General features: G+C 64.6%; 21 protein-coding genes. 4 read left to right on the top strand and 17 right to left on the bottom strand.

The genetic code is table 11. The features are described 5' to 3' along the window. The first annotated feature begins 79 nt into the window (after positions 1 to 79). Both asnS and Mrose_RS05325 read left to right on the top strand, forming a co-directional pair. Positions 80 to 1,405 carry an asparagine--tRNA ligase gene (asnS, locus tag Mrose_RS05330; RefSeq protein WP_119276391.1) on the top strand — a complete coding sequence of 442 codons (1,326 nt, stop codon included), beginning with the start codon at positions 80 to 82 and terminating at the stop codon, positions 1,403 to 1,405. 110 nt (positions 1,406 to 1,515) lie between these two features. After that, positions 1,516 to 1,923 (top strand): hypothetical protein, encoded by a 408-nt coding sequence (locus tag Mrose_RS05325; RefSeq protein ID WP_147371575.1) that lies wholly within the window; start codon positions 1,516 to 1,518, stop codon positions 1,921 to 1,923. 45 nt (positions 1,924 to 1,968) lie between these two features. On the opposite strand, the gene Mrose_RS05320 is transcribed toward Mrose_RS05325, so the two are convergent. Next, complete coding sequence (locus Mrose_RS05320; RefSeq protein ID WP_119276389.1) at positions 1,969 to 2,535, bottom strand: glycerol-3-phosphate acyltransferase; 567 nt, start codon at positions 2,533 to 2,535, stop codon at positions 1,969 to 1,971. A 101-nt stretch (positions 2,536 to 2,636) separates the two neighbouring features. Between Mrose_RS05320 and Mrose_RS05315 the strand changes: the two genes are divergently transcribed. After that, on the top strand, positions 2,637 to 3,920 hold the full coding sequence (locus Mrose_RS05315) for an MFS transporter (RefSeq protein WP_119276388.1): 1,284 nt from the start codon (positions 2,637 to 2,639) through the stop codon (positions 3,918 to 3,920). A 2-nt stretch (positions 3,921 to 3,922) separates the two neighbouring features. Here the strand turns inward: Mrose_RS05315 and Mrose_RS05310 are convergent, their stop codons facing one another. Genes Mrose_RS05310 through Mrose_RS05280 form a run of 7 tightly spaced genes read right to left on the bottom strand, consistent with a single transcriptional unit; the run spans position 3,923 to position 8,233 of the window. Next, a complete protein-coding gene (locus Mrose_RS05310) occupies positions 3,923 to 4,771 on the bottom strand; it encodes an SDH family Clp fold serine proteinase (protein WP_119276387.1) in 849 nt (282 codons plus the stop codon). Between the two features lie 37 nt (positions 4,772 to 4,808). Next, on the bottom strand, positions 4,809 to 5,945 hold the full coding sequence (locus Mrose_RS05305) for a cation:proton antiporter (protein WP_119276411.1): 1,137 nt from the start codon (positions 5,943 to 5,945) through the stop codon (positions 4,809 to 4,811). Continuing rightward, on the bottom strand, positions 5,945 to 6,421 hold the full coding sequence (locus tag Mrose_RS05300; RefSeq protein WP_119276386.1) for a cation:proton antiporter regulatory subunit: 477 nt from the start codon (positions 6,419 to 6,421) through the stop codon (positions 5,945 to 5,947). Before Mrose_RS05300 ends, Mrose_RS05305 begins: the two co-directional genes overlap by 1 nt. Continuing rightward, positions 6,411 to 6,845: a phosphate-starvation-inducible PsiE family protein gene (locus tag Mrose_RS05295; protein ID WP_119276385.1), complete on the bottom strand. Its 435-nt coding sequence runs from the start codon at positions 6,843 to 6,845 to the stop codon at positions 6,411 to 6,413. Before Mrose_RS05295 ends, Mrose_RS05300 begins: the two co-directional genes overlap by 11 nt. An 18-nt stretch (positions 6,846 to 6,863) precedes the next feature. Beyond that, entirely contained in the window at positions 6,864 to 7,277 is a 414-nt protein-coding gene (locus Mrose_RS05290) for an Hsp20/alpha crystallin family protein (RefSeq protein ID WP_119276384.1), read from the bottom strand. 20 nt (positions 7,278 to 7,297) lie between these two features. Then, positions 7,298 to 7,726, bottom strand: a complete 429-nt coding sequence (gene trxA, locus Mrose_RS05285; protein ID WP_119276383.1) for a thioredoxin — start codon at positions 7,724 to 7,726, stop codon at positions 7,298 to 7,300. Positions 7,727 to 7,735: 9 nt separating this feature from the next. Further along, positions 7,736 to 8,233, bottom strand: coding sequence for a DoxX family protein (locus Mrose_RS05280; RefSeq protein ID WP_119276382.1), 498 nt, complete (start codon positions 8,231 to 8,233; stop codon positions 7,736 to 7,738). Positions 8,234 to 8,493: 260 nt separating this feature from the next. Between Mrose_RS05280 and paaZ the strand changes: the two genes are divergently transcribed. After that, positions 8,494 to 10,545: a phenylacetic acid degradation bifunctional protein PaaZ gene (paaZ, locus tag Mrose_RS05275; protein ID WP_119276381.1), complete on the top strand. Its 2,052-nt coding sequence runs from the start codon at positions 8,494 to 8,496 to the stop codon at positions 10,543 to 10,545. Between the two features lie 59 nt (positions 10,546 to 10,604). Here paaZ and Mrose_RS05270 read toward each other — a convergent pair whose 3' ends face one another. From Mrose_RS05270 to Mrose_RS05230, 9 genes are all read right to left on the bottom strand, one after another. Beyond that, complete coding sequence (locus tag Mrose_RS05270) at positions 10,605 to 11,687, bottom strand: LacI family DNA-binding transcriptional regulator (RefSeq protein ID WP_119276380.1); 1,083 nt, start codon at positions 11,685 to 11,687, stop codon at positions 10,605 to 10,607. Positions 11,688 to 11,838: 151 nt separating this feature from the next. After that, complete coding sequence (gene melA / locus Mrose_RS05265) at positions 11,839 to 13,194, bottom strand: alpha-glucosidase/alpha-galactosidase (RefSeq protein WP_119276379.1); 1,356 nt, start codon at positions 13,192 to 13,194, stop codon at positions 11,839 to 11,841. Between the two features lie 7 nt (positions 13,195 to 13,201). Then, complete coding sequence (locus Mrose_RS05260) at positions 13,202 to 13,936, bottom strand: hypothetical protein (RefSeq protein ID WP_119276378.1); 735 nt, start codon at positions 13,934 to 13,936, stop codon at positions 13,202 to 13,204. After that, a complete protein-coding gene (locus Mrose_RS05255) occupies positions 13,933 to 15,591 on the bottom strand; it encodes a CRTAC1 family protein (RefSeq protein ID WP_119276377.1) in 1,659 nt (552 codons plus the stop codon). The genes Mrose_RS05260 and Mrose_RS05255 overlap by 4 nt, the downstream gene beginning before the upstream one ends. A 27-nt stretch (positions 15,592 to 15,618) precedes the next feature. After that, entirely contained in the window at positions 15,619 to 16,935 is a 1,317-nt protein-coding gene (locus tag Mrose_RS05250) for an ABC transporter substrate-binding protein (RefSeq protein WP_119276376.1), read from the bottom strand. A gap of 121 nt (positions 16,936 to 17,056) precedes the next feature. Further along, the gene (locus tag Mrose_RS05245; protein ID WP_220452287.1) at positions 17,057 to 17,935 is read right to left on the bottom strand and encodes a carbohydrate ABC transporter permease; all 879 of its coding nucleotides are present in this window, start codon (positions 17,933 to 17,935) and stop codon (positions 17,057 to 17,059) included. 52 nt (positions 17,936 to 17,987) lie between these two features. Further along, entirely contained in the window at positions 17,988 to 18,866 is an 879-nt protein-coding gene (locus tag Mrose_RS05240; protein WP_220452286.1) for a carbohydrate ABC transporter permease, read from the bottom strand. A 158-nt stretch (positions 18,867 to 19,024) separates the two neighbouring features. Continuing rightward, positions 19,025 to 19,900 carry an MBL fold metallo-hydrolase gene (locus Mrose_RS05235; RefSeq protein WP_119276373.1) on the bottom strand — a complete coding sequence of 292 codons (876 nt, stop codon included), beginning with the start codon at positions 19,898 to 19,900 and terminating at the stop codon, positions 19,025 to 19,027. Continuing rightward, a complete protein-coding gene (locus tag Mrose_RS05230) occupies positions 19,863 to 20,729 on the bottom strand; it encodes a DNA-methyltransferase (RefSeq protein ID WP_119276372.1) in 867 nt (288 codons plus the stop codon). The genes Mrose_RS05235 and Mrose_RS05230 overlap by 38 nt, the downstream gene beginning before the upstream one ends.

The following is a 20,729-nucleotide window of genomic DNA, read 5'->3' as shown; positions in this document are numbered from 1 at the left end:
ACCTCACCCTCTGGTGCTTGGCACGGTAGCTGAGGGCTGAGAGCCTTCTGCTCCTGGCTTGGTTTAGACTCTTGAAGGTATGCAACGCGCCTTCATCGAGGAAATCAGCAAGTACGAAGGGCAGGAGGCCCTGATCCGCGGCTGGGTCACGGGCCGACGCAGCAAGGGCAAGATCCACTTCCTCACCCTGCGCGACGGAACCGGTTTCATCCAGGCCACCGTGTTCAAGGGCGAACTCCCCGACGAGCAGTTCGAGCAGGCCGACCACCTCCCCCAGGAGGCGGCCATCGAGGTGACGGGGCTGGTGCGCTCCGACTCCCGTGCTCCGGGCGGCTTCGAGCTTTCGGTCAGGAGCCTGAAGATCATCAGCCTGCCCAGCAAGGAATACCCCATCACCCCCAAAGAGCACGGCGTGGACTTTTTGATGGACCACCGCCACTTGCACCTGCGCCACCGCAAAGCCTGGGCGGTGCTGCGGGTGCGCGACGAGCTCGAGCGGGCCATCCACGACTTCTTCCACGCCCGCGGTTTCATCCGCCTGGACTCCCCCATCCTCACCCCCAACGCCGTCGAGGGCACCACCGACCTCTTCGAGGTAGACCTCTTTGATGGGGAAAAGGCTTATCTCTCGCAATCGGGCCAGCTTTACGCCGAGGCCGGGGCCATGGCCTTCGGCAAGGTCTACACCTTCGGCCCCACCTTCCGCGCCGAGCGAAGCAAGACCCGCCGCCACCTGCTGGAGTTCTGGATGATCGAGCCCGAGGTGGCCTTCATGACCCACGAGGAGAACATGCAACTCCAGGAGGAGCTGGTGTCCTACCTGGTGGGGCGGGTGCTGGAGGAGAAGAAGCTCGAGCTACAGATGCTCGAGCGCGACACCGCCGTGCTGGAGAAGAGCGCGCAGGGGGGTTACCCCCGTATCCACTACTCCAAGGCCGTGGAGATGGTCAACCAGATCGCCAAGGAGAAGCCCGAACAGGGGCTCGAGCCCATGCAGTGGGGCGACGACTTCGGCGCTCCCCACGAAGCGGCCCTGAGCAGCCAGTTCGACCGCCCGATCTTCGTCGAGAAGTACCCCGCTGCCGTAAAGGCCTTCTACATGCAACCCGACGACGAAGACCCCCGGCTGGTCAAGAACGCCGATATGCTCGCGCCGGAGGGGGTGGGCGAGATCATCGGCGGCAGCCAGCGCATCCACGACCCCGAGTTGCTGCTGCAGAAGATCCGCGAGCACGGCCTGCCCGAGGAAGTCTTCGACTGGTACATGGACCTGCGGCTCTTCGGCACGGTGCCCCACTCGGGCTTCGGGATCGGCCTCGAGCGCACCGTGCGCTGGATTTGCGGCATCGAGCACATCCGCGAGGCGATCCCCTTCCCCCGGATGTACACCCGTATGAGGCCATGAGCTATTGAGTTACGCCGCACACAGGGCTAAGATATTCAAATTCCGGCGGCCTGGCTTGCACCGACCTCATCCGCGCGGTATCCACCTGTATTTGGTGGCGGAGGTCCATCGTGAAATGGGGCATTGGAGTGGCTATAACACTGGTCGGAGTTCTGCTCGGCTTGGCCCAAGCGGGGGGCTCGAGGCTTCTGGGTCTGCCGATGCTGGGCGAGTTGAACTCCGTTTACCAGGGTACTCCGGTGATGACCGTGGTTCCCTACGAGAACAGCTATCTGGTCTTCACGTGCACTGAGTTGGAGAACCTGACCTGGGTGGGACAGCAGGAGTACGCCACGCTCATCGAGCAAGCTTTCGTTGGGGAGGTAGAAGACGAGGGTTGGAGCTATACGATGCTCCAGAAGGAGCCCAGAGGCTTTTTCTTCAGCCTCGAGCGCAACGGGCGCGAGCGGGTGCTTGGCTGGTGGAGTTTCCTCGGGGAAGGTACGGCGCTGACACTCTGTCGGGACGACATTGATTGATTTGGAGCGCTCACCGCCCTGGCTCAGCCAAACCACGCTCCAGAATTACTCCCACCAGCGCCCGCTCAACACCAGTAGCACGCGGATGACCAGCGGGACGATGACCAGCAAGACCTGCGCGAAGCCGGGCTCTCCCCAGGTAAGAGCAAGCACGTATGCGAACCCGAAGATGGCCCCAAAGGGCAGCCAGCCCACCTGGGGCCAAAGCCGTTCGTGGGTGAGCTTGTGCAGGGCTCCAATTGCCAAGGCTAATACCAGGCCAACCAGGGCCGGGCCGGGCAGCAGGTAGAGCACGTAGCCGAAGGCTGGGGCCAGGCCACCCCCACCGCGGAAGCCGAAGAACAGCGGCCAGATGTGGCCTGTGGTCAAGGCCACCCCCATCCAGGGCCGCATCTCTGGACTTGCCGTTTGCGCCAGCAGGGCGACCAGTACCCCTCGGCCAATGTCGGCCAGACCTACCCCGATTCCCCACGCCGGCCCGAGCTGGCGAAAAACCCCGGAGGCTCCAGCGATGTCCCGCCGGCGAATGTCGAGGTGTCTGAGCCGACCGACCACGATGGCCAGGTTTAGCGAGCCGATGAGGTAGGCCAGCGCCAGCAGGAGCCCATCCATCCCTGGTCTAGCCTACAGGTAAAGCGGCCTCGTAGCCCATAGCCAGGAACTCCAAACCCCCGTACAATCACCCTGAAGCCCCTCAATCCCAGGGCCGGAGCATGAGAAAGGAGATTCCTCCTACCCAACCACTCACCTACGCACTGGGGGAGTTTGGCCTGGCCCTGCCCACCCATGTGGTGGGGACCTATCTGCTGTTTTTCTACACCGACCAGCTGGGGCTGGCGGTGACCTGGGTGCTGCTGGCGCGAAGCATCAATACCCTGTGGGATACCGTCAACGACCCCCTACTGGGCTATCTCTCCGACCGCACCAATAACCCCAGAGGCCGGCGCTGGCCCTGGCTGCGGGTGTCTTTGCCGCTTTACGTGCTGGTGGGTCTGATGCTGTGGATCGTGCCGGAAGGCTTTGAGGGCGTGGGGCTGTTCGCTTATTTCCTGGTGCTGCTCCTGCTGTTCGAGACCCTCGCGACGATGGCCTGGGTGAACCACAACGCCCTTTTTCCGGCACTCTTTCGCCAGGAAGGGTCTCGAGCCAGGGCCAACGGCCTACGCAAGGCAATGGGGCTGGTGGCACTGCTACTGGCGGTGGCGCTCTCCCCCGTGCTCTACAACCGATTGGGCTTCGCCGGGATGGGCCTGGCCTGGGCCGCCGTGGCGGCACTCACCCTCCGGCTGTACTTCTCGAGGCTGCGGGAGCCACCCTGGACACCTCCCCCCTCGCAAGCAGGTTTGTGGTCGAGCATCCTGGGTTGCCTGCGCAACCCCAGCTTCCGGCCCCTGCTCCTGGCGCTGGCCCTGGTCCAGACCGCCCTGGGGCTGCTGATGAGCGGGATTCCCTTCTTCGCCAAGTACACCCTGGGCCTGCCCGAAGACCACACCAGCTTGCTGTTTGGCACGATCTTCGCGGTAGCGCTGCTGAGTGCTTTCGTCTGGCCGCACCTCATCCAGCGCATGGGGAGCGGACTCAGCCTGCAGGCCGCCTTATGGCTGTTTGCCCTGGCCCTCCTGCCGCTGTGGGGGGTGACCAGCCTAGCTACAGGCATGTTGGTGGCAGCAGCCGTGGGGTTCGCCGTGAGCGGAATGCTGGTACTGCAAGACGTGGTGCTGGCGCAGGTGATCGATCAGCGGGCCGAGCAGACCGGGATGCGGCAGGAGGGGGTGCATTATGGGCTGGTGGGAGTATTGGGACGGTTATCCGGCCTGCTCCAGGGCCTGATTTTTGCCACCCTCACCCCCCTGTTCGGCTACGTGAGTGGTCAGCAGCCCGGCCCCGAGCCAGAAACCGCCTTTCGCTTCCTGATCGCCGGGCCGCCCGTGCTGGCTCTGATCCTGGCCGTGCTGTCCCTGCGTCGCAGCCTCAGGCCTGGCCTGGCGGGTCAGTGAGCCTATCCCTGGCGCCGGGGGCCGGAGGGCCGGGGTTCGCCCTCGTAGGGTAGCGGCACATACTGCACGCTGGGCTTGCCACCCCTGGGCTGGGGATACATCTCCATCAACGCATAGACCTCCAGGGGCATCTCGGTGGAGACTTTGAGCCCCAGCGACCGGGCCTCCTCCACGCTGATGGGGTAGTCGTGGGTCCAGGTACCCTGGGAGAGGATCCGGGCTACCTCCTCGGCCTGGGCTTCCTCGAGGTGTTTTCGCAGCAAGCCCTTGACCGTGGCCTTGACCTGAAGCAGGGCTTTGCGAGCCACGTCGGCGAGGATCAGAGTCTGGTCGTCGATCTCGCCGATGGGCTTTTGCTCGAGTACCTTCAGCACCGAGGCCGCAGGGTACTGCCCCAACTGGGGGTCCACCGGCCCCAGCACCGCGTTGTCGTCCATGATGATCTCGTCGGCAGCCAGAGCGATGAGGGTTCCGCCGGACATGGCGTAGTGGGGCACGAAGACCGTGACCTTAGCAGGGTGCTTCAAGAGGGCCTCGGCGATCTGCTCGGCGGCCAGCACCAGCCCGCCGGGGGTGTGCAGCACAAGGTCGATGGGCACGCTTTTGTCGGTGAGGCGGATGGCCCGCAAGACCTGCTCGGAGTCGTCAATGTCGATGTAGCGGGCAAAGGGAATGCCTAAGAAGGAGAAAGCCTCCTGGCGGTGGATGAGGGTGATGACCCGGCTCTTGCGCCTGCGCTCGAGTTCGGTGATCTTGCGCGCGCGACCCAGCAAGAGCATTTGCTGGTTGAAGTAGGGGGTCAGGGTGGAGAGAATGAAGAAGAGCCAGAACAGTTGGAAGAAGATGTCCATCGCGCCTCCTCGGCAAAAACCAACCTGCCCAGGCCCCTCACCCGCTCCGCCCGACCCGCTGCACCTCGCTCGAGCCAGGCCGCCGTGACCTGCCCAACCAGTCCGGGGCGTAGCGCATCAGCAAGCTACCCAGCGGGATGGAGGCCAGCACCAGCATAACCGCTACCTGGGCCACCAGAGTATAGCCCTGCTCCAGCGCCAGCGCGCCCAAAATCAGGTTGAACTCACCCCTCGGAATCAGGTAGAGCGCAGCGTAGTGCTGCCGCTTTGGGCTGAGCCCGGCCTCCCTGGCCCCTCGCAGGTTGAGCGGGAGCTTCAACAACAGGCCCAGCGCTGCCAGGCTTGCCGCCAACCACCCCGCACCTTGCAAAAGTCCAAGGGCCTGGGCCCCCACCGTGAGGAAGAACAGCGCCACCCCCAAATCCCGTACCGGGCCAAAGAGGCGCTCCAACCGCTCGCGCAGGCCCAGTCCGGCAGCCACCACTCCGCACAGGAAGGCCCCAATGCCCTCCGAAGCTCCCAGCACGTGGAACAAGGCCGCGCTCCCGCCAACCATGGCTGCCCCTGTCAGCAGCACCAGTTCGTCCGAGAAGCCCTCCACCGCCCGGCTCAGCAGGGGGCCCAGCCTCCTTGCCACCACCCAGTAAGCCAGCGCCAGCCCCACCCCCCCTAGCAACCCTGAGCCAACCTCTGGCCCCAGGAGCACCAGCAAAGCCGCCACCACCAGGTCCTCGAAGACCAGCACCCCCAGCACCACCTCGCTCTCTGGGTAGGTGGCCCGGCGCAGGTCCAGGATCAGCTTGACGATCACCGCGCTGGAGGAAACGTAGAGGATGCCACCCAGGAGCAAGGCCCCCCGCCACTCCAGCCCCGCCAGCAGCCCTAAGCCAGTCCCCAATGGCAGCGCCAGCGCGTCCCAAACCCCAGCCCGCAGCACCCGATGCGAGAGCTGGCCCAGGCGATCGGGGCCGAACTCCAGCCCCACCGAGAACAGCAAGAGCAGCAACCCCAGCGAGGGCAGGGGCTCCAGCGCCTCCACCTCCAGGCGGCCCCCCAGCGCCAGCCCCACCAGCAGATAAGCCGGAAGGGGAGGTAAACGCAGGCGGTGGACCAACGCGGCCCCCAGCGCCAGCAGAGCTGCGGCCAGGCCGAAGGCTTCCACCGAGGGATGGATCAAGCGCTCACCCTCCGCAAGAAACGCTCCACGGCTGCGCGTGGGCCAGCCACCACCAGCGTGTCGCCCGCTTGCAGCACGGTGTCGGGATGGGGGTTGGGCAGCAGGGCCTCCCCCTCGCGCAGCACCGCCAGCAGGTGGGCCCCCGGAGTGGCGAGGTCTCCCACCCGCTGCCCCGCTCCGGGCGAGCCAGGCGCAACCTTCACCCATTCCATGGTCTCCGCCGCCAACTTGGCCCGGGTATCTCCCACCGCCTCGGGAGCGAAAAGCACCCCGGCCAGGATGGCCCCCAGCTCACGGGCCTCCTCGTCGGTGAGGTCGAGGGTGGCGGCGGGCTCCTCGAGTTCCCCCTTCTCGAAGTACTGCAACTCTCGCTGGCCCGAGTGGTGCACCACCACCACTATCCGGTCCCCGGAGTGCACGCTGATGGTATACTTCCGGCCTACGCCGGGCAGAATCACTTCCTCAACGCGCATCCTTGCCCCTCCCCAAGCACTGGGCGGCCAGGGCACGAGCCGCCACCAAAGCCAGCAGACCACTGCTCCACAACAGTACTTCCATGCCCTGGATGTCGCCGCCAAACAGGCCCAGCAGCATCTCCCGCAGCACGAAGGCCACGCCCACCTCCAAGAGCACCTCCAGCCGGATGCGCTCGTACTCGAAGTACTCCACAAAAGCCCGCACCAACTCCAACATCACCACCAGCGAGAGCACGTTGGTGACCAAATCCTTCAAGCCCAAGCGCACGCTGGGCTCGGAGAGGGTCAGGCCTAGCTCGAGCAGCGTCCGCCCAACCCCGATCAAAAGCCCTAGCAACAAGGCCAGGATCGCCAGGTTGAAAATGAGCTGGATGGTGAAGCGAAACCCCCGGAGAACACTCTGCTGAAGACCCTTTTGCATGATTCGCCCACTTTGGCTTCAGCCCTCGATGGCAATGGAGCGCCGGGATGGGCCGGGACTGGGAGCGCGGGGGATTTCCACCTCCAGCACCCCCCGCCTCAAGCGGGCCTGGATCCCCTCGGGCCGGGCGTCAGCGGGCAGGGGAATGGAGCGGTAGATGCGGCCATAGTAGATCTCGGAAAGGTGGCGCTTGCGCTGCTCCTCCTTGCGCTCAGCCTCGATGACAAGGAAAGGCCCCTCGAGGTACACCTGGACATCCTTCTTGTCCAGGCCCGGCAGTTCGGCGCGGAGCAGGTAACGCCCCTCTTCCTCTACCAACTCGCTGCTAGGTTCGAAGTCCGCTCCTTCAAAAGCCTTCTCCAAGGCCTCGTCCAGGGCTTTGCGGAACTTGTCGCGTCCAAGGCGTGTAAAAGGCCAGATGCGCTCTAGCATGGCTTCTTCACCTCCAAAGCTCAGTTCTTTTGCAGATGGGGAGACAGCCGGGCCAGGAGGGCTGCTTTGGGCACGGCCCCGACGATGCGCTCGGCGGGCTGGCCGTTCTTGAAGAGGATCAAGGTGGGGATGCTGTGCACCTGATAAGCGCTGGCCGGGAGGGGATGGCGCTCCACGTCGAGTTTGACCACCTTGAGCTTACCCGCCAGCTCCCGCGCGAGTTCCTCCAGCACCGGGGCCACCGCCCGGCAGGGCGCGCACCACTGGGCCCAGAAGTCCACCAACACCGGCACGCCAGCCTGGAGCTCGGGCGTGAGGCCACCCTCGCCGGCCTCTACCAGCCAGGGCAGGGGCTTCTTGCAGGCCCCGCAGACCGGCACCTGGCCGGCGGGCGGGGTGCCCAGGCGGTTCTTAGCCCCGCAGGAGGAACAGGTCGCCACGGTGCTCATGAGGCCACCTCAAGCGGGCTGCACCGGACGGCGGCTCGAGGCCAGCAGGGCCAGGACCCACCCTACCAGCACCAGCAGCAATCCCCACTGCGCCAGCTCCGGCGATAGGGCACTGCTCCACAGGGCGTCCAGCGCGTAGGCGCCCGGACCGGCGATGCCCACCGCAGCAGCCACGGCCAGGTTGGTAAGGGGCAGTTCGAAGCCGCCCTGGGTAACCCAAAGCCGGGGCCAGTGCGCCTTGGCGATGGCGGTGAGCATGGCGGCAGCAATCAGCAGCGAGCCCACCGGGCTAAACAGCCCCAGCGCCAGGAAGAGCCCTCCCAGGAACTCGCATCCGCCCGCCAGCAGCGCCCACAGCCGCCCTGGGCGAAATCCCAGCGACTCGAGCCAGCCCGCGGTGCCGGCCAGCCCGTGCCCGCCGAACCAACCAAAGAGCTTCTGCGCCCCATGGGCAGCCAGCAAGGACCCAGTTACCAGCCGGAGGATCAACAGGGCTAGATCGGTCATCGTCTACTCACCCCCTTCATCGTGAAGGCTCTGGACATGTCTGGAGGAGTCTCCAGCGAACGAGCGTGTGAAACCCTCATCCCGGCGACTCCTCCCGGTTTCAACAGTAGTGCATTGAGCGTGGTCTTGTCAAGATATCTGACTGTATTATTGGCGATAGCCTGAGGAGGCCGTGCGCACATCCGATAAACCGCGACAAGGGATCGGCAAGGCCTGATATACTGACTAACAATCGTTAGTTAGCACCTCGGGGAGGATCGATGCAACTCAGCAGTTACGCAGCAGGAAGCTGGTTTAAGGCCAGCGACAGTGGGACCCTGGTCACAGACGCAGTCTACGGAGAGCCCATCGCCACAGTCAGCAGCACGGGGCTGGACTTCGGCGCGATGGTGCACTACGCCCGCGAGGTGGGTGGCCCCAACCTGCGCCGCTACACCTTCCACGAGCGAGCCGCCATGCTGCGGGCCCTGGCGCAGTACCTCATGGAGCGCAAGGAAAGCTTCTACGAGCTTTCCTTCAAGACCGGCGCCACCCGCCGCGACGGCTGGGTGGACATCGAGGGCGGAATCGGGACCTTCTTCTCCTACTCCAGCCTAGCCCGGCGCGAGTTGCCCAACGAGAAGTTTTTGGTCGAGGACGACGTACAGCAGATCTCCAAGGCCGGCAGCTTCCTGGGGCGGCACATCCTGGTCCCCCGCGAGGGCGTGGCGGTGCACATCAACGCCTTCAACTTCCCCGTATGGGGGATGCTCGAGAAGCTAGCCCCCGGCCTCATCGCCGGGGTTCCGGCCATCGTCAAGCCCGCCACCCAGACCGCCTACCTCACCGAAGCCGTCTTCCGGGCCATGATCGAGTCGGGGATCCTGCCCGAGGGGGCCATCCAGCTCATCTGCGGCAGTACCGGCGACCTGCTGGACCACCTCAGCGAGCAGGACCTCGTGACTTTCACCGGCTCGGCCAGTACCGGGCGCAAGCTCAAGACCCACCCCAACCTAGTCGCCCACTCGGTGCCCTTCAACCTCGAGGCCGACAGCCTCAACTGCTCGATCCTGGGCGCTACGGTAGAGCCGGGCGACCCCGAGTTCGACCTCTTCGTGCGTGAGGTGGCCAACGAGATGACCGTCAAGGCCGGGCAGAAGTGCACGGCCATCCGGCGGGTGATCGTGCCCGCCGAGAAGGTGGAGGCAGTGATCGAAGCCCTCAAAGAGCGCCTGGCCAGGACCACCATCGGCGACCCCCGCCGCGAGGACGTGCGGATGGGCCCGCTGGTGAGCACCATCCAGCGCGAGGAGGTCAAGGAGCGTGTGGGCGAACTCTCCCGCAGCTGCGAGGTAGTGCTCGAGCCTCCCCTCGAGCTCCTGGGCGGCGACCCCGAGAAGGGCGGCTTCCTCAGCCCGCGGCTGTTGTACTGTGACCGGCCGCTCGAGGCCCGCGAGCCCCACGAGGTCGAGGCCTTTGGCCCGGTGGCCACGCTGCTCCCCTACCGCAACCTCGACGAGGCCATAGAGCTCGCCAGGATGGGCCGGGGCAGCCTGGCCGGTTCCATCGTCACCCACGACCGCACCGAGGCCCGCACGCTGTTCTTCGGCTGTGCCAGCTCGCACGGGCGCCTCCTGATCCTCAACCGCGAGAACGCCAAGGAGAACACCGGGCATGGCTCTCCCCTGCCCCAGCTCATCCACGGCGGGCCGGGCCGGGCCGGGGCGGGCGAGGAGATGGGCGGGGTGCGCGGCATCAAGCACTTCATGCAGCGCAGCGCCATCCAGGCCGACCCCACCACCTTGAGCTTCATCTCCAACGAGTACGTGCGCGGGGCCGAGACCAGGAGCGACGGGATTCACCCCTTCCGCAAGTACTTCGAGGACCTGCAAATAGGCGAGAGCTTCCTCACCCACCGCCGCACCGTCACCGAGGCCGACATTGTCAACTTCGCCAACGTCAGCGGCGACTACTTCTACGCCCACGTCGATGAGATCGGGGCCAGGGACTCGATCTTCGGCAAGCGCGTGGCCCACGGCTACTTCCTGATCTCGGCGGCTGCTGGGCTCTTCGTGAGCCCGGCGCCGGGGCCGGTGCTGGCCAACTACGGCCTCGAGAAGCTGCGCTTCATCGAGCCGGTAGGCATCGGCGACACCATCCAGGCCCGCCTGACGGTGAAGAGCAAGACCAAGAAGGATCCCAAGCCCGGCGAGCGCCTGACCGGGGTGGTGACCTGGGCGGTGGAGATCACCAACCAGGAGGGCAAGACCGTGGCACTGTACGACATCCTGACGCTAGTCGAACGCAGGGGGGAACCCTCAGCACAAGCCTGAACGGCGGGCCAGATCGAGAGGGGGTGGCTGGGTCACCCCCTCGCTATATAGGGTGCTCTTCACGAACCCGCCACACCCTCCTGCTCCCCATGCCGCTGGCGACCGCGAGCCCCACAGGACTCGCGGACGATCAGGGGGGTGGGCAGGCGGATGTGGGTGTGCTCTGGGGGGTTGCCCCGCATCAGGCTCGAGAGCATCTCCACGGCCAGGCGGCCCTGCTCCACAGCCGGAATCCGGACCGTGGTGAGTGGGGGGGTCATGTAAAGCGCGGTGGGGATGTCGTCGTAGCCCACGACGGCGATGTCCTGGGGAATCCGCAGGCCCTTCTCGTGGATGGCGGCCATAGCCCCCAGGGCGATGGTGTCGTTTCCGGCGAAAAGGGCGGTGGGGTAGGGTTTGCGGCGCAGCAACCGCTGCATGGCCTCGTATCCGCTGGCGGCGGAGTAGTTGCCGAACTGGACCAGCGCCGGGTCATACTCCAGCCCCGCCGCCTCGAGGGCGTGGCGATACCCCCGGTGGCGGCTCTGGGTGGCGTAGTAGTTCTCGGGCGAGAAGGTGATGTGGGCGATGCGGGTATGGCCCAGGGCGATGAGGTGCCGCGTCGCCCGCTCGCTCGCCTCCTGGTCGTCGGTTTCCACCGAGTAGATCTTCGACTCCAGCCCCGGCCACAGGCGAAAGCCGATCAGCACCACCGGGAAGTTGCGCCGGATGAGTTCGGGCAACTGGCTGTCGTCGGAGCGGATGTTGACCACGATCAGGCCATCGATGCGCTGGCCGCGCACCAACTCCAGGTAGGCGTCGGGCCTGGAGACGTCCTCCACCGTCTCCAGCAGCACCCGGTAGCCGTGCTGGTGGCTGGTGTGGCTGAGGCTGTAGAGCAGTTGGGGGATATAGGCATCGACCTGGAGATGCTCGGCGTGGGAGACCACCAGGCCGATGGTGAGGGTCTGGCCGCTGACCAGGCTGCGGGCAGCAGCATTGGGCACGTAGCCCAGCTCCTCCGCCGCCTGCAACACCCGCCGGCGGGTCTCCTCGCTGATGCTGATGCCGGGAACCCCATTGAGCACCAGGGACACCGTGGTCCTGGAGACCCCGGCGCGTTTGGCGACTTGGTAGCTGGTGACTCTGGGCTTTCCAGTCATGCTGCCCTTCAGGCTCCTCAATCATTATAGAGCGTTCCTTACGGAGTTTGAATCTATTGACAAGGCCAGGAGGACGTCGGAATCAGCATATCCTCGCTTTGAGAACAGCCTGGGCACGATTTCTCCGGGAAGTCTCCCCCCAGGAGCATTCCTAGCTTCTCACAACGGCCTCCCTCGAGCGCAGCGGCTCGGGAATCCAGTCACCGTGGGCGGCCAGCAACTCATCCACCAGGTTCCAGATCTGCTCGAGGTCGAGTTCGGCAGCGGTGTGGGGGTCGAGCATCGCCGCGTGGTAGACGTGCTCGCGCTTGCCGGTGAGCACAGCTTCGACGGTGAGTTCCTGCACATTGATATTCGTGCGCATGAGGGCCGCCAGATGCGGTGGCAGGCTGCCGATGCGGGTGGGCTGGATGCCGTTTTTGTCCACCAGGCAGGGCACTTCCACGCAGCAGCCGTGGGGAAGGTTGTCGATGAGGCCGTGGTTGAGCACGTTGCCGTAGACGACGCGGGGGGTGCCGGTCTCCTGGCTGTGGATGATCAGCGAGCCGTACTCGTGGCTGCGGTGGACGGGGAGGGGTTGGGTGCTGTGCTCGAGTTCGGCCCGCAGGTGCTCCCACCCCGCGATCTGCACCTCGCAGCGGCGGATGTACTCGTCGAGGGGGATGCCGAACTTCTCGATGAGGTCGGGGCGGTCCCGCTTGATGAAGTAGGGCGTGTACTCGCTGAAGTGCTCGCTGGACTCGGTGACGAAGTAGCCCAGGCGGCGAAACATCTCGTAGCGCACCTTGTCGGCCAGGGGGGCACCCTCCACCAGCCGTTGGGGGGACTGCCCGCTCTCGAGGTACTCCCAGATGCGCGGGTAGAGGTCTTCCCCGCCCCGCTCGAACTTGAGGTAGAAGGCCATGTGGTTGATCCCGGCGCAGAGGTAGTTGATTTCCTCCACTGGCACCCCGATGTCACGGGCAAGTTGCTCGGCGGTGCCCTGCACGCTGTGACACAGCCCCACCGTCTTGATCCGGGTGGCCTTGAGCAAAGCCCAGGTGTTCATGGCCATGGGGTTGACGTAGTTGAGGTGCAGCACCTCCGGGCATAGCCGCTCCATGTCGCGGGCCATCTCCAGCAGCACGGGGATGGTGCGCAGGGCCCGCATGATCCCGCCGATGCCCAGGGTGTCGGCGATGGTCTGGCGCAGGCCGTACTTCTTGGGGATCTCGAAGTCGAGGACGGTGGCGGGCTTGTACCCGCCGACCTGGACCATGTTGATGGCGTAGTGGGCCCCCTCGAGCGCGGCCTCGCGGTCGGTGGTGGCGATGATCTGGGGCCTGGCTCCGAGGCTCTGGGCCAGCCGGTGAGCCACGACCTCCGAGGTTTTCAGCCGCTCGGGGTTGATGTCGTAGAGCACCAAGGTGGATTCGGAGAGTTCGGGGAAGCTCAGGATGTCGCCCATGAGGTTCTTGGCAAAAACCGTGCTCCCCGCGCCGATAAAAGTGATCTTTGGCTTTGGCATAAGCGTCTTACCCCCTTGCTTGGACCAGACGGGACAGGTTGAAGTGAGCCGCGAAGAGCAGCAATGCAGTCTCACCGAGGTTCCAGAAGAAGTGGATGGTTACCCGCGGGGCCGTGGTCAGCCCAGGGATTTGCCCGCAAATGCTGCTTTCTGCCAGCCAGCCGTCGCGCCCCAGGATGCCCGGCAGGGCCTGGCTCACGCCGAAGCCGGGCAGGCCCAAAGCCGCGAGTTCCTGTGTCAGCTGCAAGTAGCGCGCCAGCAGGTAAGCGTGCTCGAGGGTGTGCCCCGTCATCCACAGCAAGAGCGCCCAGCCCCACCCACCGGCCATCCCCCGCCGCAGCAGGTACACCGTCAGCACCCAGACCACCGTGTTCCAGATGAAGTGCACCCACTCGATGTTGAGTGAGGAAATGAAGCCCTGTGAAAGCGCCGGAGGACGGTCGAGCAGGTAGTACTGCACCATCTGGGTGGCGTGCTCGAGGAAGTGCAACCCTTGCAGCATCAGCAAGGCGCTGAGCACGAAGGCCGCCACCCCGAGCCGCCTGAAGTCGTCCCACCACTTCAAGCCGACGGGCACGGCCAGGGTACCCAGGAAGATCAGGCTACCTCCCCACACCGGCATCCCTGCCCCGTAGACCGCAGCTCCGGCCAGGATAAGGCCAACCGCGGCGGCCAGCAGGACCAGGGCCCTGCGGTTGCGAAAGTCGAGCAGCTCGAGCAGGCTCCCTCGGCTCTGGGTCACGGGCGCTCCTTGCGGGTGAGGGTGAAGAGGGTTCCGGCCCGGGCCACAACCTCCGAACGCTTGCCGTCGGGCCAGATGACCTCGAGCCTGCGCACCTCCTCGCTCGGGTCAACGCCGAAGTGGAGCCTGGGAGCGTCGCCCGAGAGGTAGCCACTGATGGCCGTCACCTGCCGCCAGAGCCGGTGCTTGTCGGTGTATAGCAGCACCTGGGCACCCAGGGCTCGGGTGTTGAAACTGCCCTCCCAGCGCAGCTCGACCTCCACCGACCTACCGCCGCACAGCCGGTTCTCGAAGAGCTGCGCCGGGTTGCCCAGGTTGCTGACTACGATGTCCAGGTCACCGTCGTTGTCGAGGTCGGCCAGGCTCATCCCCCGCCCACTGCGCCGGGAAGCGAGGTTCCAGTCGGGTTTGCGCTCGAAACGCTGGCCACCGCGGTTGCGGAAGACCCGATTCTCCTCGACCAACTCGCCGCCCGGCAGGTACCCGAACAGATCCGCGTCGATCATGCCGTTTACCACGTAGAGATCCTCGTAGCCGTCGTTGTCGAGGTCGCCGAACTTGCCCGACCAGCTCCAGCCCGTCGCATCCAAGCCCAGCTCGTAGGCCCGGTTGCGATAGCCCTGGCTCGAGCGCACCTGCAGCATGTTCTCCGGTCGTCCTACGGCAGAGCGGGTGAGCCGGCTGTAGCCCTTCTGCATCAGTGGAATCCAGGCCGCCAGTGCCTTCAAGTCGCGGAAGTCGGGCTTCATGTCGGTGGAGAAAAGCTCCGGGCGGCCATCGTTGTCGATGTCGGCCACGGAGAAGCCCATGGTGTGCTGGCTGGTGCGGGGGAAGGGGCGGATTTGCTCCCAAGTGCCTTGTTCGAAGACCATGTCGGGCAGGTCGAAGTCGTTGCCCACGATCAAATCACGCTTTCCATCGTTGCTGGCGTCGAAAGCACTCAGGCCCAGGGCCTGCGCGTTGCGAGCCAGGCGCCGGGCCTCAAACCCTTCGGGAGTGGGCCGGTAAAGAACGGTCCCGGCTCCTTCGGAGAACAAAAAGCCGTGGCGCAACTCGGCCTCGAGGATCGCGTCGTACGAAGCGGTGACCAGCTCGAGCCGCCCGTCGCCGTCGAGGTCATCCCACAGCATCGAGTAGGCCCGGTAGCGCACCCCCGGCAGCTCGGCAGGGGCGAAGCCCCTGCCCCGCAGGTTCTGCCAGTAGCTAGGTGTCCCGAGGTTGTGGGTGAAGGTCAGGTCGAGCCAGCCGTCGGCGTTGACGTCCACGGCGGCCACGGCCCGCGTGCTGAGGGCATCGAGCGTGGTCTTGCGAAACTTCAACCCGCCCTGATTCCACAGCACCACCGCCTCCCCGCCCTGGTTGGCGAAGGCGATGTCGATGAGCCCATCTTCGTTCAGGTCGCCGAGTGCCACCCCCGAGCCGTTGCCGTCGTAGCCACGCGCGGGTTGCTGGCGGCCCTGGGCGGCGTGAGGAAGGTCGTGGGCCAGAAAGCTCCGTGCGCAGGTGGAAGGCTGGAGTGCTCGAGCCCCGACGCCGAGCGGAACTTCCGCCCCCTCGGGGCCTGACCCACCCGGTGCGGCCCCTCGAGGTGCCCCGGTCCCCACCCCGAGCGCGATCATCAGGGCAGTTCCGGCAAGCAGCATTCGCAGCTTCATGCAAGCACCTCGAGGACCGTGCGCTGGCTATCGCTTAAAGACCGCGTTGACCTTGGCGTTGGCTTCCTTGAGGGCGTCGGCAGCCCTGGCCTTGCCCAGGAACACCGAGTCCATCGCGGCGTTCATGATGCTGGTGATCTCGGAAGCATAGTCGGTGATGGGGAAGAGGAAGGTCGCGCCCTTGGTGTTGGCAATGGTGGTGAAGGCGGTCACGTCCAGGCCGTTCTTCTTGTATACCTGCAGCGCGGCGTCCACGCCCGACTTGATCGCCGGGAAGACCACGCCATAGGATCCCACGATGTTCTGGCAGGCGGGCGAACCGAGGAACTTGACCCACTTCCAGGCCTGCTCCTGTTTCTTGCTGCCCGTCCAGATGGAATCGGCCAGACCGTTGAACATGCTCTTGCGCCCGTTGGGGCCTGCCGGCAGCAGGGCGAAGCCCACGTCGAACTTGGCGTTGTCCTTGAACCACTTGATCATCCACGAGCCGTGGGGCAGCATGGCCACCTTGCCCGAGGTGAACAGGGCCTCAGACCCCAGACGGGTCACGTCGGTGACGGGAACGGCGTAGCCTTTCTTGAGGCTGAGGTCGGCCAGCCACTGGATGGTCTCGGCCAGCTTGGGGCTGTCGTAGTAGTACTTGGTGTCCCAGGGGCCGTCGTTGAACTTGAAGCCGTTAGACACCGCCAGCCAGCTCCACTCGGTCTGGCCGTAGCCGCCGCCGGAGCCGTTGGTGGTGAAGCCGTACTGCACCACGTTCTTGGGGTCGAAATTCTTCGAAAGCCCGTTATTGCCGTTCTTGTCCTTGGTGAGCTGGGCAATTACCCTCTCGAAAGTACCTCCGTCTTTGGGGTTCCAGGTCCAGGTGCGGAGGGTGGCCTCGCTGATTCCGGCCTCCTTGAGCAGTTTCTTGTTGTAGACGATGGCGATGGTGTCCCAGTCCTTGGGCAGACCGTACTGCTTACCGCCGCGGCCCCACAACTCGTACAGCCCAGGGTAATAGATGTTGGTCTTGACCCCGTCGCGCTTGATCAGGGGAGCGATGTCCACGATCTGGCCGTTACTGGCGAACTCGGGGTACTTGGCCAGGTGGTTGGTGAAAACATCGGGAGCGGTACCGGAGACAAAGCCGGTGGTGAGCCCCGTCCAGTAGTCATCCCAGCCCTTTTGCACGACGTTTACCTTGATGTCGGGGTTCTGCTGCTGGAAGGCGTTGGCGCAGGCCTGGTAGGCTGGCTGTTGGTTGGAGTCCCACAACCAGTAGGTGATCTCGGTCTGGGCGAAAGCCTGGGCAGCTAAAGCCGCGACTGCTGCGATGGCCGTCCTGCGAAAAACTTGGTGCATGAGTCCCTCCTCTTGCAAGGATTCCTATTGCCGATAGCCGAAAAACCCTTCGCTTTTCCCGCTGACCGTCTACCTCACCCCTTTCGGTTAGCTCGAGCTTTCCCACACGAGAAGAAGATGGCTATTTCAAACCGCTGAACTGCAACGACTCCACCACCTGCCGCCCCAATACCACCAGCAGGATGAACACCGGGATGATGGCCAGGAAGGTGGCGGCCATCAGGCCCGTCCAGTCCGGCGAGCCCTGCGGGGTCTGGGACTGGAACATCTTCAGCGCCACGGTGAGGACTTGCATGTTGTTGTCCTTGCTGACGATCCAGGGCCAGAAGAACTCGTTCCAGGTGTTGATGGTGGTGAGAATCGCCAGGGTGACCAGAGGGGTTTTGCTGATGGGCAGGATGATGCGCCAGAAGACGTAAAAAGGCGAGGCCCCGTCGAGGTAGGCAGCTTCCTCGAGTTCCTTGGGCACGGCCAAGAAGAACTGCCGCAAGAAGAACACCGCAAAGGGGGTCATCAGCACGAAGGGCGCCACCATCCCCTGGAAGGTGTTGAGCCAGCCCAGGTTCTTGACCAGGATGAAGTTGGGGATGAACAGCACGGCGCCGGGGATCATGGTCGCGGCCAGGAAGAGGAAAAAGATCAAGTCGCGGCCAGGGAAGCGCAGCCGGGCAAAGGCATAGGCGGCCATGGCGCTGAAGAAGGTCTGGGAGACGACGATGGTGAGGGTGAAGAGCACCGAGTTGCGCATGGCGGTGAGGAAGTTGATATTGGCCACACCGCCCACCGCCAGGTTCTCCTCGAGGCTCACCATCCCCAAAGCCCGCCGGAAGTTGAGGAGGGTGGGGTCAGAGGGGAACAGGAGGGTGGCCTGCTCGAAGAGTTCCTTAGGGTGAGTGATCGCGGTCTTGATGACGATCCATAGCGGAAAAAGGGTGATGAAAATCAGCACCGCCAGCAGCACCCAGGCCACAATTCGCCCTGGAGTCAGTTGGTATACCACGCGATTGCGCACCCTGATAGGATTCGTCTCAACCGGATTCATGCAAAACCTCCTATGCCAGATCGGAGTGGCCCGCCCGGAAGAGGCGCATCTGGAGCAGGGTGAAGACCACCAGGATCAGGAAGAGCACCATCGACATGGCCGAGGCGTAGCCCATTTTGAAAAACTGGAAAGCGTTCTCGTAGATGTACCAGACGATCACCCGCGTGGCGTAGGTGGGGCCGCCGCCGGTCGCCACCGCCACGGTGTCGAAGATCTGGAAGGAGCCGATGACGCTGGTGACCAGCACGAAGACCGTCACCGGCCGCAAAAGCGGGAGGGTGATGCGCCAGAACATGCGCCACTCGCTGGCCCCGTCGATCGAGGCGGCTTCGTAGAGCGAGCGCGGAATGGACTGCAGCCCGGCGTAGAACAGCAAGGCCGTAAAGCCCATGTGCCGCCAGATGTTGACTCCGGCAACCGTCGCCAGGGCCTGGTCGGGCGAGCCGAAGAAGGGCTGGCGCTCGAGCCCTAGGAGGCCCAGGAAAACGTTGATGTACCCCAGGATGGGGTGGAGCAGCCACAGGAAGATCATCGCCACCACCACGTTGGAAAGCAGGTAGGGCAGGATGATGACCGCCCGCACGAAGATCGAGCGCACCAGGCGATCCATCAAGACCGCCAGCAGCAGCGCGAGCACGGTCTGCAGGGGGATGTTGAGCAGCACGTAGAGCCCGGTGACCTTCAGCGCGTGCCAGAAATTGGGGTCGGCCACCAGGGCCTGGTAGTTTTCCAGCCCCACCGGCCTGGGGGGGCGCAGCAGGTTCCAGTCGGTGAAGCTGATGGAGAAAGCGCGGATCGAAGGCAGCAGATAAAACAGCACGAAACCGATGAAGGCGGGGAGGATGAAGAGCCAGCCGGTCATGGCCTCACGGCTGAAAAACTGCCGCAAGGCTGGGGGCAGCCTTCTGGGCCTTTGTATCGCTCCTGGTTCCGGGGCCTGCTCCATACTTACCTCCCAAGGACAAAGAGACAATAGATAGCACCACTATGGGTACTAACTCGTGTTACTAACGCGTGTCACAAAGCTAGCCCAATTGTTTCCCTTTGTCAAGAAGATGGGCGAGAATCCAGTCCTGGAACAGGTTCTGCCCGGTAGCCTCTCTCGGTTTGGATCAGCCTCCCCAATGGATGACCCGGCTCGTGGGTGAAGCACAACAGGTAATCGCCCTCGAGCCAGCGCGCGTACATCTTCTTGCGGGTTTCCAGCGTGGTCATGGGGTACAGGTCGAAGGCCATGATGTAGAGCAGCGGGGTCTGCATGAGGGTGGGGATCAGGTCGGCGGTGAAGGCCAGCCGCCGGCCCTCGGACTCGAGCTCGACCGCCTGCATGCCCAGGGTGTGGCCCGGCACGGGAAGCAGGCGCAGGCCCGGCAACAGCTCAGTCTCCCCTTCCACGACCTCGAAGAGCCCGGCCTCGAGCACGGGCTCGATGTTCTCGGGCAAGTAGCTGGCTCGGCTGCGCTCGTGAGGGTGGATGGCGTCCTCTAGTTCCTGCTGCTGCACGACGTAGCGGGCTTTGGGAAAGGTGGGAAGCAGGCGGCCTCCCTGCCAGCGGGTGTTGAGCCCGGCGTGGTCGAAGTGCAGATGGGTGTTGATCACCCAGGCGATGTCCTCAGGCCTGACGCCGAGCAACGCGAGCTGGGCCAGAAGGGGGTTCTCCTCGCTGAGCCTGTAGAGTTCACGGTGCTTGAAGCCGGGCTTGCGGTCAATGCCGGTTTCGACGAGCACCCACTGCCCGGCGATCCGCACCAGAAGGGGATTCATGCTCAGGCGAATTCGGTTTTGCTCGTCAGGCTGGGTAAGCTTGCTCCAGATGACACGGGGAACCACCCCGAAGGTAGAGCCCCCGTCGAGCCAGATCTCCCCGTCGTTGAGCACGAACAGCTCAAGCTCGCCGAGCTTCAGGTGGAGCGGGGAGCGCATCGAAGTTGATTATCTCAGGCTCATAGGGAGCGAGTCTACGCCGCATGACCTCGAGGGCATCGGGGTTCTGGTCCACCAGCACGAAACCCCGCCCATGCCGCGCGGCAGCCTCGCCGGTCGTCCCTGACCCTGCGAAGAAGTCGAGCACGACCTCGCCGGGGTTGGAGTGAACCCTAATGACGCGCTCGAGCAGCTTGAGCGGTTTCTGTGTGGGATAGCCAGTCTTCTCCCTGCCGCCCGTGGGCACGATGGTCTGCCACCACACGTCGGTGGGGGTTTTGCCCCTGGCTGCCTTCTCGGGACCGACCATCCTGGGGGTCATGTAAGGGATGCGGTCGATGGCCTCGCGGTTGAAGGTGTAGGAGTCGGGGTCTCTGGCATACCAGAGAATCGTGTCGTGCTTGGCGGGCCAGCGGTTGCGCGGGCGGCCCCCGTAGTCGTAGGCCCAGATGATCTCATTGATGAAGTGCTTTCGGCCAAAGATGTCGTCCAGGAGCACCTTGACATAGTGGACCTCACGGTAGTCGAGGTGGACGAAGAGCGAGCCGGTGGGGGTGAGCAGGCGGTAGGCCTCGCGCAGGCGGGGCTCGAGGAAGCCCAGGAAGTCCTCGAAGGAATCGGGATAGACCGGAGACTCCAGCGGCTCGCTGCGGTACTTCTTGCCGCCAAAGCCGCTGCGTGAGCCATTTTCATCCTGCACCACCCGCATGCGGTTGCGCTTTTGAGGCTTGCCGGTGTTGAAGGGCGGGTCCAGGTAGATCAGGGGGAAAGACGCGTCCGGGAGGGTTTGGGTATAGCTCAGGCACTCCGCCTGGACGATGCGCTTCAT

It is taken from the genome of Calidithermus roseus, from assembly GCF_003574095.1.
Taxonomy (GTDB): domain Bacteria; phylum Deinococcota; class Deinococci; order Deinococcales; family Thermaceae; genus Calidithermus; species Calidithermus roseus.
The sequence above is the reverse complement of the archived record's forward strand: the minus strand, read 5'-3'. Positions and strand labels throughout refer to the sequence as shown.